General features: G+C 41.9%; 22 protein-coding genes. 15 read left to right on the plus strand and 7 right to left on the minus strand.

The window, feature by feature from the left end; translation table 11 throughout:
* Positions 1-10: 10 nt before the first annotated feature.
* From AC1DM9_RS02290 to AC1DM9_RS02300, 3 genes are all read right to left on the minus strand, one after another.
* The gene (locus AC1DM9_RS02290; RefSeq protein WP_477578297.1) at positions 11-688 is read right to left on the minus strand and encodes a GntR family transcriptional regulator; all 678 of its coding nucleotides are present in this window, start codon (positions 686-688) and stop codon (positions 11-13) included.
* A 152-nt stretch (positions 689-840) separates the two neighbouring features.
* Positions 841-999: a hypothetical protein gene (locus tag AC1DM9_RS02295; protein WP_179089827.1), complete on the minus strand. Its 159-nt coding sequence runs from the start codon at positions 997-999 to the stop codon at positions 841-843.
* A gap of 111 nt (positions 1,000-1,110) precedes the next feature.
* Positions 1,111-1,992: an alpha/beta fold hydrolase gene (locus AC1DM9_RS02300; protein WP_430059548.1), complete on the minus strand. Its 882-nt coding sequence runs from the start codon at positions 1,990-1,992 to the stop codon at positions 1,111-1,113.
* A gap of 234 nt (positions 1,993-2,226) precedes the next feature.
* Between AC1DM9_RS02300 and AC1DM9_RS02305 the strand changes: the two genes are divergently transcribed.
* The 11 genes from AC1DM9_RS02305 to AC1DM9_RS02355 all read left to right on the plus strand — a co-directional run bounded on the left by AC1DM9_RS02305 (position 2,227) and on the right by AC1DM9_RS02355 (position 9,450).
* Positions 2,227-2,391 carry a DUF1328 domain-containing protein gene (locus tag AC1DM9_RS02305; RefSeq protein ID WP_076269061.1) on the plus strand — a complete coding sequence of 55 codons (165 nt, stop codon included), beginning with the start codon at positions 2,227-2,229 and terminating at the stop codon, positions 2,389-2,391.
* A 73-nt stretch (positions 2,392-2,464) separates the two neighbouring features.
* On the plus strand, positions 2,465-2,863 hold the full coding sequence (locus AC1DM9_RS02310) for a YflT domain-containing protein (RefSeq protein ID WP_076269060.1): 399 nt from the start codon (positions 2,465-2,467) through the stop codon (positions 2,861-2,863).
* Between the two features lie 201 nt (positions 2,864-3,064).
* Positions 3,065-4,201 carry a SpoIIE family protein phosphatase gene (locus AC1DM9_RS02315; RefSeq protein ID WP_477578299.1) on the plus strand — a complete coding sequence of 379 codons (1,137 nt, stop codon included), beginning with the start codon at positions 3,065-3,067 and terminating at the stop codon, positions 4,199-4,201.
* A gap of 129 nt (positions 4,202-4,330) precedes the next feature.
* The gene (locus AC1DM9_RS02320) at positions 4,331-4,945 is read left to right on the plus strand and encodes a hypothetical protein (protein WP_477578301.1); all 615 of its coding nucleotides are present in this window, start codon (positions 4,331-4,333) and stop codon (positions 4,943-4,945) included.
* A 77-nt stretch (positions 4,946-5,022) separates the two neighbouring features.
* On the plus strand, positions 5,023-5,355 hold the full coding sequence (locus AC1DM9_RS02325; RefSeq protein WP_076269057.1) for an STAS domain-containing protein: 333 nt from the start codon (positions 5,023-5,025) through the stop codon (positions 5,353-5,355).
* Complete coding sequence (gene rsbW / locus AC1DM9_RS02330) at positions 5,352-5,789, plus strand: anti-sigma B factor RsbW (protein ID WP_477578303.1); 438 nt, start codon at positions 5,352-5,354, stop codon at positions 5,787-5,789. The genes AC1DM9_RS02325 and rsbW (AC1DM9_RS02330) overlap by 4 nt, the downstream gene beginning before the upstream one ends.
* 188 nt (positions 5,790-5,977) lie before the next feature.
* Positions 5,978-6,379 carry a GntR family transcriptional regulator gene (locus tag AC1DM9_RS02335; protein ID WP_076269054.1) on the plus strand — a complete coding sequence of 134 codons (402 nt, stop codon included), beginning with the start codon at positions 5,978-5,980 and terminating at the stop codon, positions 6,377-6,379.
* Positions 6,372-7,061 carry an ATP-binding cassette domain-containing protein gene (locus AC1DM9_RS02340; protein WP_477578305.1) on the plus strand — a complete coding sequence of 230 codons (690 nt, stop codon included), beginning with the start codon at positions 6,372-6,374 and terminating at the stop codon, positions 7,059-7,061. Before AC1DM9_RS02335 ends, AC1DM9_RS02340 begins: the two co-directional genes overlap by 8 nt.
* A complete protein-coding gene (locus AC1DM9_RS02345) occupies positions 7,058-7,900 on the plus strand; it encodes a hypothetical protein (protein WP_441883699.1) in 843 nt (280 codons plus the stop codon). Before AC1DM9_RS02340 ends, AC1DM9_RS02345 begins: the two co-directional genes overlap by 4 nt.
* 11 nt (positions 7,901-7,911) lie before the next feature.
* Complete coding sequence (locus AC1DM9_RS02350) at positions 7,912-9,189, plus strand: hypothetical protein (protein ID WP_477578307.1); 1,278 nt, start codon at positions 7,912-7,914, stop codon at positions 9,187-9,189.
* A gap of 9 nt (positions 9,190-9,198) precedes the next feature.
* The gene (locus tag AC1DM9_RS02355) at positions 9,199-9,450 is read left to right on the plus strand and encodes a hypothetical protein (protein ID WP_477578309.1); all 252 of its coding nucleotides are present in this window, start codon (positions 9,199-9,201) and stop codon (positions 9,448-9,450) included.
* 99 nt (positions 9,451-9,549) lie between these two features.
* Here the strand turns inward: AC1DM9_RS02355 and AC1DM9_RS02360 are convergent, their stop codons facing one another.
* Positions 9,550-10,440: a CheR family methyltransferase gene (locus AC1DM9_RS02360; protein ID WP_477578311.1), complete on the minus strand. Its 891-nt coding sequence runs from the start codon at positions 10,438-10,440 to the stop codon at positions 9,550-9,552.
* Positions 10,413-13,163 (minus strand): response regulator, encoded by a 2,751-nt coding sequence (locus tag AC1DM9_RS02365; protein WP_477578313.1) that lies wholly within the window; start codon positions 13,161-13,163, stop codon positions 10,413-10,415. Before AC1DM9_RS02365 ends, AC1DM9_RS02360 begins: the two co-directional genes overlap by 28 nt.
* 162 nt (positions 13,164-13,325) lie before the next feature.
* On the opposite strand from AC1DM9_RS02365, the gene AC1DM9_RS02370 reads away from it, so the two are divergent.
* From AC1DM9_RS02370 to AC1DM9_RS02380, 3 genes are read left to right on the plus strand one after another with little or no spacing between them, the layout of a single operon-like run.
* Positions 13,326-13,757, plus strand: a complete 432-nt coding sequence (locus tag AC1DM9_RS02370; protein ID WP_076269047.1) for a DUF948 domain-containing protein — start codon at positions 13,326-13,328, stop codon at positions 13,755-13,757.
* A gap of 38 nt (positions 13,758-13,795) precedes the next feature.
* Entirely contained in the window at positions 13,796-14,236 is a 441-nt protein-coding gene (rsbW, locus tag AC1DM9_RS02375) for an anti-sigma B factor RsbW (protein ID WP_076269046.1), read from the plus strand.
* Positions 14,233-15,015, plus strand: a complete 783-nt coding sequence (locus AC1DM9_RS02380; protein ID WP_339204732.1) for a sigma-70 family RNA polymerase sigma factor — start codon at positions 14,233-14,235, stop codon at positions 15,013-15,015. The genes rsbW (AC1DM9_RS02375) and AC1DM9_RS02380 overlap by 4 nt, the downstream gene beginning before the upstream one ends.
* An 81-nt stretch (positions 15,016-15,096) precedes the next feature.
* Here the strand turns inward: AC1DM9_RS02380 and AC1DM9_RS02385 are convergent, their stop codons facing one another.
* Complete coding sequence (locus AC1DM9_RS02385; protein WP_339204731.1) at positions 15,097-15,237, minus strand: hypothetical protein; 141 nt, start codon at positions 15,235-15,237, stop codon at positions 15,097-15,099.
* A gap of 4 nt (positions 15,238-15,241) precedes the next feature.
* Positions 15,242-15,598 (minus strand): YtxH domain-containing protein, encoded by a 357-nt coding sequence (locus AC1DM9_RS02390; protein ID WP_339204730.1) that lies wholly within the window; start codon positions 15,596-15,598, stop codon positions 15,242-15,244.
* 419 nt (positions 15,599-16,017) lie between these two features.
* Between AC1DM9_RS02390 and AC1DM9_RS02395 the strand changes: the two genes are divergently transcribed.
* Positions 16,018-16,599: a GNAT family N-acetyltransferase gene (locus AC1DM9_RS02395; protein ID WP_477578316.1), complete on the plus strand. Its 582-nt coding sequence runs from the start codon at positions 16,018-16,020 to the stop codon at positions 16,597-16,599.
* Positions 16,600-16,609 lie beyond the last annotated feature (10 nt).

Consider the following 16,609-nt stretch of genomic DNA (forward strand, 5'->3'; position numbering starts at 1 on the left):
TCCTCCCGTTTTATTTGTAGTAATGAGGATATTTTTCCTTAAGCACGGCCTGATCGGATATGTTCTGAGTAAGATGCTCCGTCATGAGCCGTTCAGCAGTATCCGCATCTTGAGCTTCTACAGCTTCTGCCATCATGCGATGCTGCGCATAAAGATTTTCCCAGTGGAGATCATCCACCAGACGCAGCATACGGCTTCGATTGAGATGCCCATTCATTTGCTGCATATTCGACCAGGTATTGCTCTTGCTGCAGCCTTCAAATAAGATGCGATGAAAAGCCTCGTCAAGCGAAAACATACTTTGGTTATCTTTGTTGTGAATGCTTTCCTGCTGAAGGTGGAGGTTGTTCTGAAGCTTGAGAAGGTAGGGCGCAGGAAAATGGCTGCACGCTAACCGAATGACAGCCCTCTCTAGATGCTCTCGCATAAATCTTGCTTCCTCTACGAGTGCAGTGTCGATTAATGAAACGAGTGTTCCCCGCTGTGGAAGCACTTGAACAAGACCCTCTTGAGCGAGTCTAAGGAAGCTTTCCCTTACGGGAGTGCGGCTGACCTTAAACAAAATGGAAGTCTCATTCTCTGAAAGAGCTGTTCCAGGCGGCAGTTCCAGCTTCAAAATCTGTTCTCTTAGCTGCATATAAACGGAGTCTCTAGTGGATAGGGTCTGTTGACGTACATGGTAATCCATCGGCTCATTCCTTTCATCTTCACACTACCATACTACCATACAAGTATACAAGCGCGTAAGCGTAAATTTAAAATGCCAGAAGGGCTGCCCCAAAAGTAGATAATCTACTTCTGAGACAGCCCTTCAATATGGTTCCATACGTTTATTTTGCGCTAATCGGCATTACTCCAAGTTGTTTCATTACCGCTAATAGGACAAGCAGGGAATTTTTCTCCCTTTTGGAGCTTATCTTTCTTGCCTGACTCTGAAATGTAGTTCCCAGCATGCTTAACAATTTCTCCCGTTCGATAAGAAGTATTCGTACTACTCATAGTAACTAGCACCTCCAGTTATTTTGTAGCAGGTAGATAGGGGGTTACCTGCTTATTCTTATTTACCCCGCTTAGCATAATATGAAACATTTTGTAGTGAAAAAAGATAACTTAGCTGCTTGCGGCATTTTCCGTTTTTGCTTCAGTTCTTGTTTTCTCACGCTCTAATAGCGTTTTCAAATACGTCGACATCACTCTCGCTAGCTGATCGGATACTTCCATAAGACTCATATGTCCGACATTTTCAAAAGTAGTCTCCAGAATATGAGGGTATTTGAACGTCGTTTCTGGTTGATCCAGACTCGTAACCGTGAACGTATCATTAGGTTTAATGACACCATCCTCTGCGCCTGCTACTAGCAAAATAGGGTATTTGGCTTCAGCCAGCACATGGCTGCGGTCGGGACGCATCTTCATCCCCTCTAATGTAGCAATAGCAGCGTGTGCCTCCATCTCCTGACCTACTCCAATTAGCTGATTGACCTCGTCGCGCATTTCTCCGACTTTATCATCGGTAAATAGATTAGGAATGATGCTGTACAAGTATTTTGAAATGCCTTTTTCGTGAATCGCTTCAATATCTGTATCACGTTTCTCCTTTGTTACCTCGGAGTCGGGAAGCACAGTCGAATGGATAAGGGCAAAACCTGCGAGCTTGTCCGGATATTTTTCTGCAAAGGCAGCTGTTACATAACCGCCCAAGGAATGACCGAACATAACAACCTTCTCAATTGCAAGTGCTTCCAAAAGTGCTGCAATATCCTCGGCCATAGTCTCCATTGTATACGGGCCCTCAGGAGCAGATGAACCGCCGTGACCGCGGAGATCAGGGATGATGACGCGATATTGATCACCTAATACAGGACAGATTTTTTGCCAGTATTGAGATGAGCCGCAAAAGCCGTGGAGCAATACAATGACGTCTCCTTTACTACTGCCACATTCTTCATAGACTAAATCGATGCCATTAACGTGTATACGCTGCTTTTCCATCGATCATCACCAGCCTTTTCTATTATCGATTTGTTTTGGTGTAGTCTCTTAACCTATTCCAGAGCTTCTGAAACATTTGAAAAAACGGATTATTTATTTCTTCATTAATAGCCCTATTTTCAATTCGGAAGTCTGAGAATGGGTTGTTTCAAAGGTCAATAGGCTGGTTAATAACATGACAAGTTAACAAATTAACCAATCAACAAAAACAGCTTCAAAGGAAGGATGATTCCAATGTTAGGATGGGCATTATTATTTTTCATCTTTGCCATTGTCGCAGGCATTTTCGGATTTCTAGGCATTGCCTCCGCATTAGCCGGGATAGCAAAAATATTATTCGTCGTATTCGTTATTCTCTTTATTGTTTCCCTCATCGTTGGTAGAAGACGAGTCAGTTAAYTTCATCTAACAAAGTAAAACAACATTAATCTAAACTATACGATTCCAAACAAAAACGGAGGAGGAATTTATTATGAATCACTTATCCAATACGAAGGTACACACGGTAAACAACGCTGTCGAGGTACAAGAGCAGGTTTATAAATTTCAAACGGAAGGTTATGCGAAGGACAAAATTTTTGTACTGACGCATGACAAGGACCGGACAAATCGTATTGCTGACAACACGGACGCTGAGAAAATCGGCATTTCCGAGGAAGGTCTAGGATCGGCGATCGCAAACATTTTCCGTTCGACCGGAGATGAGCTGCGGGCGAAGATGAGGTCACTTGGTATTTCGGAGCAAGAGTCACAGCGTCTTGAGCGCGAGATGGATCAGGATAAAATCTTGGTCATCGCATGGGGCGGTAAAGAATATACAGGTGAAGAATTTGATCCTGCCGTATACTACTACCCTCAATACATGGGTTAACATCCGACTCCACAACTACCAAGAATTCAATCAGGGCCTATCCGCGAGGGTAGGCCCTTTATTAGAAAGCTAAGTTTCAATTTTATAAGTAAGCTTATAAGTTAATATGCTGCTTGGTAATTTTACTTATAAAAATTTGACTCTACTACCGCTTACGCTCAGAATATAAGTAGTAGTTATTGGAGCTAAAGGAGCCTGCATATGAGTATTATAATTGTAGATGATAATGCTACTAACCAGATTATTATTAAAGCTATTTTAAATAAAGAAGGTTATAAAAATTTGAAAATCGCGTCCTCGGCAAAAGAGCTTTATACGATGCTGGACATTGATTGTACGCTATCGACTGAATCAAACGTAGATTTGATTTTGATGGATATGATGATGCCGGAGATTGATGGCTTAGAAGCTTGCAAACGAATATTGCAGGTGGAGCGCTATAAGGATGTACMGATTATTTTTGTTACTGCGCTTGGCGATTCCAGCAAGATGGCGGAAGCGCTTGATGCCGGTGCCAGTGATTACGTGATGAAGCCGATCAACAAGATGGAGCTGCTCGCAAGGATTCGATCTGCTTTAAGGCTCAAGCGAGAAATTGATTGGCACAAAGAAAGAGACAGGCAGATTAAAGCAAAGCTGGAGTTAGCCAAGAAGGTGCAAAGAAATGTATTAAGCCAGCCGATCAACGATGATCATGTGGCGATAAGCGCTGTATATCAGCCTTCTTCGGAGCTTGCGGGCGATTTTTACGCATGGTACCCGATTGATGAGAATCGTTACGGCGTTATTTTGCTGGATATGATGGGACATGGCATTTCTTCTTCACTGGTTTGCATGTATATCTCCTCGGTGCTTAAGGATACAATTACGCATATTACCGATCCAAGTCTTGTTATGCGCGAGCTGAATCGGTATATGAACCAGCTGTATAAGAAGGAAGAACTGCTAAATTATTATTTTACCGCCATTTATTTAGTGCTGGATACGAATAAGCGGGTCATTGAATATGTAAATGCCGGACATCCTCCGGGAAAAGTGCTAATTGGCGACGAGACAACCTTGTTGACTGCAGGCTGCTGTGCGATTGGGTTGTTTGAAAATATAGACATCCAAAAGGGCAGCATCTCTTACGAGGATCATATGAAGATCGTTCTTTATACGGATGGATTAAGTGAATCTCTTGGAGATAAAGAAGAGGATAAGCTTAATAGGCTTGTCGCACAGCTAATAAAAAAAGATGCGAGTGAGCATGCAGAAATGGTCAGTGCGTTTTTATCGGAGCATGCGAGTGTCAGCCAGAAGGACGATATATGCTTAGTCATGATTGAAACCAAATAAATTTCCAGCTTAGAGATATCATTATATTTTAAAAATAAATGTTTAACCTGTTTCAAAGCAATCCGAACGGTTTATATGTAAGTATAAGCAAAAGGAAGCTCAACAATCCCGCATAGGAGGGAGATAATTATGAGGACGTTTATTCTTATTGGTTGTTTAATCGGAGGTATATTCGCATACACGGGAGATATTGGACAGGTCACCGCAACGTATTCGCCAGTGACTGCTTCAAGCCCAGTGAAGGCGATAAAGGCTGAGGAAGCAACTCATGAAATTGTAATCGCTTCTGTATCTCCCTCTACTGTAACCGAAGTTACCTATGCAGCAGAATCAACACCGGTTGTGAAGGCAAAAAAACCAAAATTTACGCTTCAAACGGTTAACGGCATCACGCTTTATGATGATCCAAGCCTTGTGATTCAGAAACTGGGTAAACCAAAAAGCAAAACGGCAGACCCGGATTTAACCGATCTGATCACCTATGAATACCCGAATATGAATGTCATCTTTAGCGGTGAGTTCATACAATCTGTTGAGATGGCGGAGAATACCAAAACGCTGCTGATTGATGGAAGTGAAGTTGCAGCGACAGTAGATGCTGTAAAGGATGCGTTAGGGGAACCCGATTATGTGACGGAGGACGGTATCGTATTCGAGCGAGATGAAGCCTTATTAAAGCTTTTCATTGATGCGGATACGCAGAAGCTGACGTCCATTCATTACTTCCACAGCTTCTCTATGTAATAAATCGCTTGTACAGCTTGTACAAGGAGAAGGATCTTGATACTATTTATTAAACAAAAGTGAGCGGAGTGAATGGAATGAAAGCTGAGCAATTTCAAGTCAAGCAAGAAGAGACACAAAATCAAATTATTCTTCATGTAAGCGGAGAGTTGGACTTATCTGTAGTGCCGCAGCTGCGGGCAGCTCTGGAGCCGGTTATGAACCGCGAAGATAAAGCATTGATTCTAAATCTTAAACATTTAAAATATATCGACAGTACCGGAATCGGCATTATCGTTTCGGTGCTAAAACTTCGTGATGAGCTAAAAGCGCCGTTTTTCGTGCGGGATATTCCTTCCGCGGTTAAGCGTCTGTTTGACATCACAGGCATTTCAAGATATTTAATAGAAGGGACAGAGGCCCAAGCATGAATGCCATTCGTTTACAAATACCGGCCCATGCGGACTATATCGATCTGGTCAGAATCTGTCTATTCGGAATTGCCTCAAAGATGAGTTATGCATATGAAGAAATGGAAGATATGAAGGTGGCTGTTTCTGAAGCCTGCAACAACGCAGTTATTCATGGCGTTCAGACCTCCGAGCAAGAGGTTATCGACGTTTCCTTTGAACCAACTGAAACGGGATTAACGATCAAAGTAAAGAACAGTGGATCAGCTTTCCCTTTATCGGATGCACTCGATAAAGCAGCTCCGCTCCCTGAAGCCGACGTTAGCGGGCTTCGGGTCGGAGGCCTAGGCATTTATTTAATGCAGGCGCTGATGGACGAGGTAGAGGTTCATCCATTGGAGAATGGAACGGAAGTCGTCCTAACCAAATATTTGGATGCAGCAGCAGAGGCTTAGTGTGATTTAGGTTACAAAAACATAAAAAAAGCGGTGCAGGAATATTTCCTGCACCGCTTTTTTTTTTGATTCTGATCTAGATCTGTTGGATAATTTCCCATTGACTTCCAAGTGTATTACATGCATAATACGCTTATGAAGTGTATTATGTGCGTAATACACATTTGCGATGAATGTGAGGTATGACTATGAACACGATTGAAGGCTGGACGGAAGTTGCGTTCAATAATCGGGACCCTGTTTATTTGCAGGTGGTCCGTCATTTTAAAGAACGAATCGCAACGGGCAAGCTTGCCGCTGGCCAGGAAACTCCCTCGAGAAGGGAGCTGGGCACGCTTATGAAAATTAATCCCAATACGGTACAGAAAGCGTATAAGGAAATGGAGGAGCAGCAATTGATTATTACGGAAGGAAACTCACCTAGCCGAATTACGAATGATAAAGAACTGCTGAATCAAATAAGATCGGAGCTTATTGGCGAGGCGGTAGGTGCTTTTGTGGCGTCGGTGCGCAAAATTGATGTACCTATCGAAGAGCTGCTGCAGCTGGTTAAAAACAAATATGAGGAAGGTGAGCCGGAGCATGATTGAGGTAAAAGATATACATAAGCGGTATCGACGCCGCGATGTTCTGAGTGGCGTTTCTTTTACCGTGCAAAAGGGAGAAATCGCTTGCCTTATCGGCGTGAATGGAGCCGGTAAGTCAACGATTCTGAAGGCAATCATGGGACTGACTCCTATATCAACAGGCTCGATCCTTATTGATGAACAACTTTTAAGTCCAGGCTTGTATGAGAAAATAGCGTTCGTGCCCGATCATTTGACGATGCCAACCAGCATGAAAATATCCGAAGCGATCAGGTTTATGGCTGACTTTTATGAAAGCTGGAATCCAAAACGCGCAAGTGAGCTCATGCAGTTTTTTAAGCTGGAGTATTCGGATAAAATCGGGAACCTGTCGAAAGGAACAGCCGCTAAATTCAATCTCATGCTGGGGTTAGGACAAGATGCTGATTATATCTTAATGGACGAACCGTTTTCCGGCATTGACTTGTTCAGCAGAGAAACGATAGTGGACGTGTTTACGAGTGAATTGATTGAGGGGCGTGGCGTTTTGCTCACAACGCATGAAATCGGAGAGATGGAGCAGCTCATTGATAAAGCTATTTTATTGCAGAACGGAAAAATTAACCGGGAGTTCTACTGCGAAGAAATGCGCAGCGAGCAAGGGAAATCAGTCATTGATGTGATGAGAGAGGTGTACCGAGGATGAACCGTTATTTGAAGCTTGTTCATATGGAAGTACATCGTTTCCGCTGGGTGCTCGCTATTCTAATGGCAATTGTTGCGATTACCCAATTTGCTTCGCTCATTTGGGCGACGACCAAAGAATTGTCATTTCGAGAAAAGCTGTTGTTAGAGACCGTAGACAAAAGTCTCCTGGGTGGTTTTTCTCCTCAATATTTATCGTTTGAATGGGCTATTTTCAGCTCGCAGATGGGTTATATTTTGCCGATGTTCCTTAGTATAGGTGTACTTGCCTTATATGTTTTTGTTATCTGGTACCGTGATTGGTTTGGCCGTTCTACTTTTGTATATCGATTGCTAATGCTGCCAACGGCTAGAAGGAATCTTTATTTAGCCAAAATATCGGCATTTCTCCTGTTCGTTCTTGCGTTTATTTCGTTTCAATTACTATTGCTCCCGATTCAGCATATCGTATTCAACCTCATCGTTCCGGCTGATCAGCGAATAGACTCCCATATCGTTGAAGCGATCATCAGCAATCAAGCACTTGTATGGCTTATTCCGCAGCAATTTGAACAGTTTGTTTATTTATACGGCTTTGGAGCCATCGTTGTAGTCGCTGTGTTTACTGCCATTTTGCTGGAGCGAAGCTATCGCCGTTTAGGCATTTTGTATGGCGTGCTCTATTTGGCCGGTTGTGTGTTCGTTGTGGCAGCTCCATTTTTATTTTTGTATATGGATCAGTACTATAGTTATTTGTATCCCTATGAAATATTTGCGCTTGGGCTAACCCTGTGCATTCTTGTGCTCGGCATTTCAGTGTGGCTCGGCATGCGGCTGATGGCCAAAAAGATTACGGTGTAAGGAGAATGTTCATGAGACGTTATTGGTTATCGATCTTAATGGTTGTGCTCGTTGTAAGCGGAATAGCCACTTATTATTCATATGGCAGATTAGATTTCTTGCCTGATTATAAGCTGGAAACGATACAAGGCGATGCCAAGGAAGGCGCTGATATCGAATTATCAGGCTCTCAATATTTAGAGAGACGCTCCGAAGCTCTAAATATTAATTTCAAAGGAAGCGAATATTACAGGTCGAACGAAAATATGCGTAAAAATGTGCTTAGCGGAGACTCATGGTTCTATAAGCAGCCTGACATTAAGCAAATGATAAAAGATCATAAGTCATTTATGCGGGGTAAACTTAATGCACAAGGCTTTTACAGAGACGAGGAGTGGGTTGTCTATGCAGAAGTTAAAGCAGAAAAAAAGGGCTCAGAAGCCGCAATTGCGGTATTTCAGCTGCAGCTGCTTGAAGAATCAACAGATAAAGTATCGAAGCTTAAAGTGACTTATGAGCTGCCGAAAGCTGTGAAAACGACAAGAGTGAACAATTTCAGCAATAATTATATGAATTTAGTGGATGTTCAAAAGGTAGATGAAGAGATTCATTTGCTCGTCAGTACATATGATTACGACAACGAGAGCAGCAGCTACGAGATATTTGTCATCGATATGAAAAGCGGGAAGCTGCTGCGTAATACGAACATCGAGTCACTGGGCATCAAGTCCACAAGTAATAAAAAAGATGTTCAAATCCAAATTGGGCATATGGGGGATTCAAGTGGCCAATACAGTTCTCCTTTCGAGAAAATAATCTTTATTGTAAGGGAAGAGAAAATTCGCCAAGAAGATCGAGAAGCGAACAAGGTACCAGAAACGCTAAGCGAGAAATATTTTGCTTATACCTACCGTACGGGCTTAATGACTGAATTGACTAATTTAGAGATTAAGGAAGCGTGGACGAGCCTGCAAGGCGATGAGTATTATGTAGCAAAAAGTGGACCTGAACACATCACCTTATCGCGGTATCATTTATCAACTAATAAATTCGAGCAAGCTTATGCCAAATTATCCGCAGAGCAGTTGAACGTAGACGAGATCAAATTTCTGTTGATTAACTCAAATCGTGTATACGTTATGACTCAACATGCAGATGTTGCCGGAGCATCTGTGCTCGATCTTGCAACAGGAGAGTTGCTCTATACTGGCCGTGTTGTTGAAATCGGCAATGGCAAGCAAACACCAGAAGAATTAAAGGAGAATTTACATTTAAACAATATGGAAATTGTCGGAAAAATAAATGGATGAGGAAATGTTATGAGCAGAGCCATTCTAACACCTTGCAAGCTCCAGCAACTAAAAGGGATTGAGCAATACGCCTATCAGGTTGCTCACTATATTTTGCAAGATGCATATCTCGCTGAAGAGGCAGCAAAAGCTGCTTTATTGCAATTATGCCTTGCTCACAAGCCATTCGAGGGAACGGCGGAGGAGCTGCAAGGCCTAGCGAAAAAATTAACGATTAGCGCCTCGATTAAAGCAGCAGGTTCGGTTTCGATTAGCCGATAGGAGACAAACGAAATCATCCATACGTTAAAACGGAAAGAGCCAAAATCCTTAGGAAAGGATTTTGGCTCTTATTTGTTTCGTTAGCTGAAGCAGCTTTAGCTAATTACTTATTTTGCAGAAAATTCGTTCTGACTGATTAAAATCCTCGTATTTGATTTTATGAACCGAGATTAGTGATTCCATATTGCCTAGTGCCAAGAAGCCTTGTAGAGCGAGGCTTTCAAAAAACAAAGTATGAACACGGCTTTGCAGATCCGGGTCAAAATAAATGAGAACGTTCCGGCACAAAATAACATGAAACTCATTGAAAGAACGATCCGTTGCCAAGTTATGCTGGGCAAACATCATATTTTCTTTGATATAAGGATGGAATAAGGCATGCTCATAATCAGTCGTATAATAAGAGGAAAATTCTTTTGTACCGCCAGCCTGCAAGTAATTTTTGGTGAATCCTTGCATTCGTTTGAGCGGGAACTTCCCTTGTTTTGCACTCTCGATAACATGCTCATTCATATCCGTTGCATAAATCTTCGCTTTATCCAGCAAGCCCTCCTCTTGGAGCAGGATAGCCATCGAATAAACCTCTTCTCCAGTCGCACAGCCCGCATGCCAAATGCGAATTTCAGGAAGGTTCCTAAGAAAAGGAATAACATCCTTGCGGAACGCAGCAAAGAAATGTGGATCACGGAACATTTCCGTTACTCGTATGGAGAAATCATTAAGCAATATATGAATAAATCCAGGCTCATGGAGCACCTTCTCAAGGAGAGAGGTGATCGTGGGCAAGCCTTCAAGATTCATTCGATGCGTAATGCGTCTGCGAAGCGATGAACGCAAGTAATTGCGGAAGTCATAACCATAGACGCGGTAAATACCGTCCAATAACAAATCGATTTCGATTCGTTCCAGATCATCGAGCGTTAATTCATTATAATCTACAGCTTCTTCATTTCCTTGACTGGTCAATTGCCCACCTGCTTCGTCAACCATACCCGCATGAGCGAGAAAAGCTGGTCCATATTTAGAGGTTTGCTAATATAATCGGAAGCACCGGCTTCTAAACATTTGTCGCGATCGCTTTTCATCGCTTTCGCCGTAAGCGCAATAATTGGCGTATCCTTCATTTCGGTATCCTGACGTATGATTTTCATCGTTTCAAATCCATCCATAATTGGCATCATAATGTCCATGAGCACAATATCGAAGTCGGATTGTTCTTTTATAATGTCCAAGCATTGTCTACCATTGCTTGCCACGGTTACGTTAAATGCTTTGTTCTCAAGCGCTTTGACGAGAGCGAATACATTACGGGAATCATCCTCGACGAGCAGTACCTTTTTCCCTTTAAATAAAGTGCATTCATCTTCCGATAAGTCAGAAATGTTATGATCATCGGCAATATCAGGTGAGGCATCGATGACCACAGTTTCTGAAGCTGCTGCAACCTCTTGATTAAGGGATACAAGCTGTTCTTTCTCCATATCAGGCAGACTTGGTACATAGAGAGTAAAAGTACTCCCTTTTTTTGGCGAGCTTTCAAGGATGATACTGCCGCCCAGAAGCTTAGTAAATTCATTGCAAATGGATAAACCTAAACCTGTTCCGCCATATTGACGATTCGTTTCGCCATCGACCTGCTGGAACGCTTCAAATATTAGCTGCTGTTTATCCAGTGGAATGCCTATTCCGGTGTCGGTTACAGATATGGCCAAAACGTCTTTATTTATATGTGCTGGTACAAGTTTTTGTACTTCATGCGAGCCAGCCTTCTGGATGTCGAGAGTAACTGATCCTTTTTCCGTAAATTTAAAAGCATTGGACAGTAGATTTTTCAAAATTTGCTGCAGCCGCTGACCATCTGTATAAAGCAATTGAGGTACATTAGCATTGACGTTAATATGGAAAGCTATTTCTTTCTGCTCAGCGACAGGTTGGAATAGCAGCTTCATATGTTCAGGAACTTCACTTACGTTTACTTCATCCATCGTCAAGATGAGTTTTCCGGCTTCGACTTTAGACAAATCAAGAATGTCATCTATTAGTGTTAATAGATCTTTACCGGATGTATTAATGACTTTAGCATACCCTTCTTCATCCGAATTAAGCGTATGGTTCTCATTTTCCGCAAGGAGCTGAGAGAGAATTAAGATGCTGTTTAATGGAGTACGAAGCTCATGCGACATATTAGCCAAGAAATTGGATTTGTACTGCGAGCTTTGTTTAAGCTGCTCCGAATAGGCCTCGAGCTCTTCTTTTGCTTTTTCCAATTCCTTTGTTTTCTGTTCGGCAAATAGATTCTGTTCCTCTAAATGCTCGGTAGTCATGCGCATTTCCTCTTGCTGCATCTGAAGCTCTTCAGACTGTGTCTGCAGCTCCTCGGTTTGCGTTTGAAGCTCCTCCGTCATCACTTGCGATTCGCTAAGCAGCCTCTCGATTTCCATTCGGCCAACAACGCTGTTAATCGCAACGCCAAAATGAGTATCGATTTGCTCAAGCAGCTTTAAGTGCTGAGAAGTGAATGACTCGGTGGAAGCAAATTCAACGACAGCTACTACTTTGCCTTCATACTCGAAAGGCACGATTAGGATGCTCTTAGGCTGAAGCGTTCCAAGACCCGAGGTTAAGTTAATTCGATGCTCTGGAGCCGTGTTCAACAAAAACGTACGTTTCTCCACTGCCGCTTGACCGATAAGGCCTTCGCCCAATCGGAAGCTTTCTAGTCCTGACTGATCGCCATGGGCTGCATAGGAAGCCATTTTTACAAGTCTCTGCTGCTCGCCTGCACCTTGGCGGAGATAAAATAAGCCATAGGCTGCACCTAGAATTGGAGCAAGCTTCGTGAGAAAAGAATCTGCTAGCGTTGATGTATCATTAATGCCTTGATTCATCGTTGCCACCTCGGCAACTTTTGTTTTGATCCAATCTTGATCGTTTATATTATCAAGCAAACTATTGGTAGCTTCAGCGAGATCTTTAATTTCATCTCTTGTATTTACTTTAATACGAGTGGATAAATCCCCTCCGGAGGATGCGATATCGTTTATCGTCTTCACAACCTGTTGGATCGTTTTGACGATTGCGCCGGAAACAAATGAAACGATGATGAAAGCAATAACTGACACGATAAGCAGCATGAGATACAAGCTAATAATCAGTATGTCATTTCGATTTTCCAATTCAGCAATATGCTCTTTCGTTGAAGTGATCTCATTTTGTCGCAAGGTTTCTAACTGTATCCGAAGAGAATCAATTTGGTCTTTTCCAATATCGTCATTATAGAAATCAATAATACCTTGCGTATCGTTATTTTTGCGCATGGTTAAAGTAGGCTCACCGGCAATTTCGATCCAATTTTGTATGGTCAGTTTTATTTCTTCCATACTTTTGAGAGTAGTTGGATTATCGGACAAATACTGGTACAGTGCGTTATAGTTGGCTTCCCATTCGCTTTTTCCACGAATATAGGGCTCTAAATAAAGGTCATTGCCCGTAATCACATAACCGCGCTGGCTAGTCTCCATGCTTACGACATTATAGCGAATACTGGTAATCAAATTATGCACTTCGATATCTCGACTTGTAATTGACTCAATTTCTGTTTGTAAGGATGATATTCTCTCGCTGACGACAAGGATAGAAACGCCTAAGCAGAGTATGATCAGAAAATAGCCGAGTAAAATCTTTGAGCGGATTTTGAAACGTAAATTACCCAATAGAATAAACTCCTTTATATGAAAGAATTCTAGTAACAGTCTCTCTTTATTATAGCATGAATGAGTGCATAGAATATTCCTGCCTCTTATATGAGAAAAACCGCTTATTGTTTCAAAGAATGAAATAGCGGGTATGTAATGAAAAAAAGGAAGTGATGACCGATGGATCTACTTATGCAAATCAGTATTGCGGTTATAGCGATTGCTTTTCTTGTTCTCTTGTATTCACTAATTCAAACGTTGAAAGTATTGCGAGGTGCACTTGATGAAATGAGGCAAACCGTTGGCTCGCTGCGAACTGAAGTGACTCAAATTAGCGTTGAGGTGAAGGAGGCTATTCATAATACGAATGCAATGACACTTGATGTACGAACGAAGCTAAGCTCGCTCGATGTGTTGTTCGCATCCGTCAATGATCTTGGTCACGCCTTGCACTCATTTACTGGAGCGGCTAAGGAATCGGCAGCAAGCGTAGTTGCTTCGATAAAAGGTGAAGGCAAGAAGAAACCAGCATCTGAACCTAGCTTAATAAGTACGATATATGATGGTGCAATTTCCACAATAAGGATATGGAATAAAGTGAAGAAAATATAAGCTATAATAGGAACATAGAAGAGAGGACAGAAGCGACTATGAACTCATTCATTCGTTTATCGATTCCGGCGAGAGCAGAATTTATTGATATTGTTAGACTTACATTATTTGGCGTTGCGAACAAAGCAGGTTTCTCTTATGAGGAAATTGAAGATATGAAGGTTGCTGTAACCGAGGCTTGTACGAACGTTGTACTCCATGCATACAGCAATAGCCAGCCTGGTGTAGTGGATATTAGCTTTGAGCTTGAGGAAGAGGGGCTTTCTATTCGTATCAAGGACGAGGGTACGAGCTTTAAATATGAGCCATCCGCAAGCAAAACCGAGTCTCTGCACAATAAAGAACTAAGTGAAGTAACGGCTGGTGGACTTGGGCTGTTTATGATGCATGCATTGATGGATAAAGTGGAAGTGTTTTCTGAGAGAGGCACTGAGGTAATTTTGACCAAGCTATTTGGTAGGAAAGAGGAGATGGCATGAACGCAAATTCATCCTTCCTGGATCCAGAACATATGATTGAAAAAATAAAATTGTATCAGCAATCGAATTGTAATGAAGTTGCAACCGTATTGCTGCAGCATTTTGAGCCCATAGTGAAGATGGCAGCTGCAAAGATGTCGCGCAGCAGACCAGATCTCTATGAGGATTTATACCAAGTCGGTCAGTTGTCTATGCTGCGTTTATTTAGGCAGTATGACAGCTCGCGTGAAATCCCGTTTGAGGGATATGCAATGAAGAGCATTATCGGGCATTTGAAAAACTATTTGCGAGACAAGTCTTGGTATATCCAGGTGCCGAGACGGATTAAGGAAAAAGGCTTGCTGATTCAGCAAGCCATCGATCACTTAACCGTTGAGCTCGGCCACTCGCCCAAAATGGAAGAAATTGCGGTTCATTTGGGGCTTTCGGTGGAAGAAACGATAGAGATACTTTCTTGCCGCGAATCCTATCATTATGTATCGCTTGATACTCCATTATCAAGCGAAGGGGAAAGCGCTGCTACTATAGGCGATCTAATTGGCTCAGACAAGGACGATTATCAGAATGTTGATAATCGTCTAGACTTGGAGGAGGCGATGGATCAACTGAAAGCAGAGGAGAAGAAGGTACTTATTCTTGCTTATCATAATGGTCAATCTCAGCGTGATATAGCCGATCAGCTTGGCGTATCGCAGATGAGCGTTTCTCGCATACAAAAGCGGGCGATTGAAAAGCTGAAGGTACTGCTCGCAGATCATAGCGCTGAATTTGGAATGTAAAGCACTTTTATTAATTTTTAATATATTAAAAACCCCCTTTCCATCTTGATGGAAAGGGGGTTTTTGTTATAAGCCTTATTGTTATTGAACCGGATCGGGTACCATGCCATTCTCAATGACTTGTGCATTGGTTTCCATGTTCTCCATATCCTCGCCAAGCTTAATCATCTCTTCTTCTGTAGGTGCCATTGAATTTGTAGTTGATTCAAGCTCGTCTTTCATTTCATTACCTCCCAGTTGTTGCAAGTCCATCCTTGACATCATCTTTAGCAGAGGAAATGGAATCCATAATATGCTGATTTGATTTTTTGGCGTGATCTACCAAGTCGCCAGCTTCCTCTTTGATATTAGTTGCTATATCCTTCGTGTTTTGTCCGACGGCAGCAGCTAAATCCTTTGTATTATTTCCCACCGTAGTGGCAATTTCCTTTGTCTTTTCGCTAATCGTCTTGAACTTGTTGGAGAGATCCTCCCGCAGGTTTGCACCTGTTTTTGGTGCGAACAGCAGAGCTGAAATAGCACCGATAGCACCTCCTACAATTGCGCCAATCAATACGCCGTTACTAGAGTTTTCTCGTGACATTTGTCATCTCTCCTCGATTTGTATTTGTCGATCAAGTTGATCAACGTTGTTTGAATTTCTTAGTTATATATAAACGAAAACAAACGTTTTGAAACAAATCAATAAGGAAACTATTGACAATTAAAGGGAGACGATGCTACGATTTGTTTCGATTTCTCACTTACTTGCTAGGAATTATGTGATATGAACGGTTGAGTAAATCGATTGCATGGAATAATTTATATAAAAAGATTGAGAAGGAGGGCGTTTATATTTAGTAAGATGAAAAATTAGAAGTAGCTTTAGAAAAGTTTTTAAAAATAATATATTTATTCTCTTAAATTGGTTAATTATTGAGTTAATTATTCCGATAAAAAAATTGCCTGCCTATTTCACCTATGTAGAAACTCGCAAAAATAGAGAGATAGAGGAGAGAAATCATGTTTAAACGAGTGGAGAATGAGCTGGAGCTGGCTATGTTTAACGGCATTTGGACAACCGTCTGGATGGAGAAAGGTTTTGAACTTGAATTTTCTGAAAACACTCTTGAGAGATTCGTCATTGTGACAGAGGAAGGACATTATGTAGGGACATCTGAAATTAAGCCCTATTGCTTGACTTCAAGCTCCATTAACGATGCAGGTCCGTTTCAAACGCATCCGAAAATTATTGAAGCAGGCGACGCTGTAGCTGAAATTGACAAAATTGCACTGCTCCGATCCTATAGAGGAAGGCATATCTCAGATTTGCTCTCGTCGGCAGTCTACATAGCAGAGAAGCTGCAGCTGAAATATTTTGTCTCGTTGCTTGAGCCGAAATTTATGAGGGCACTTCGTATTTCATATCAAGTACCATTAGAAAAAGTAGGAGAGAAGGTGTTCTATAAGGGAGATGACGTCATTCCCGTATTGTTCGATATGGAAAAGATGTATCGCAACAAAAATAGTTATGAATGGCTCGTCTATCCGCAAGAAGCGGTTTTGGCTGCAAACGGTGCAGGAGGAACTGGACGTACCGTTTAAACGTATGAAA

The sequence above is a fragment of the Paenibacillus sp. 01T431 genome (assembly GCF_056398625.1).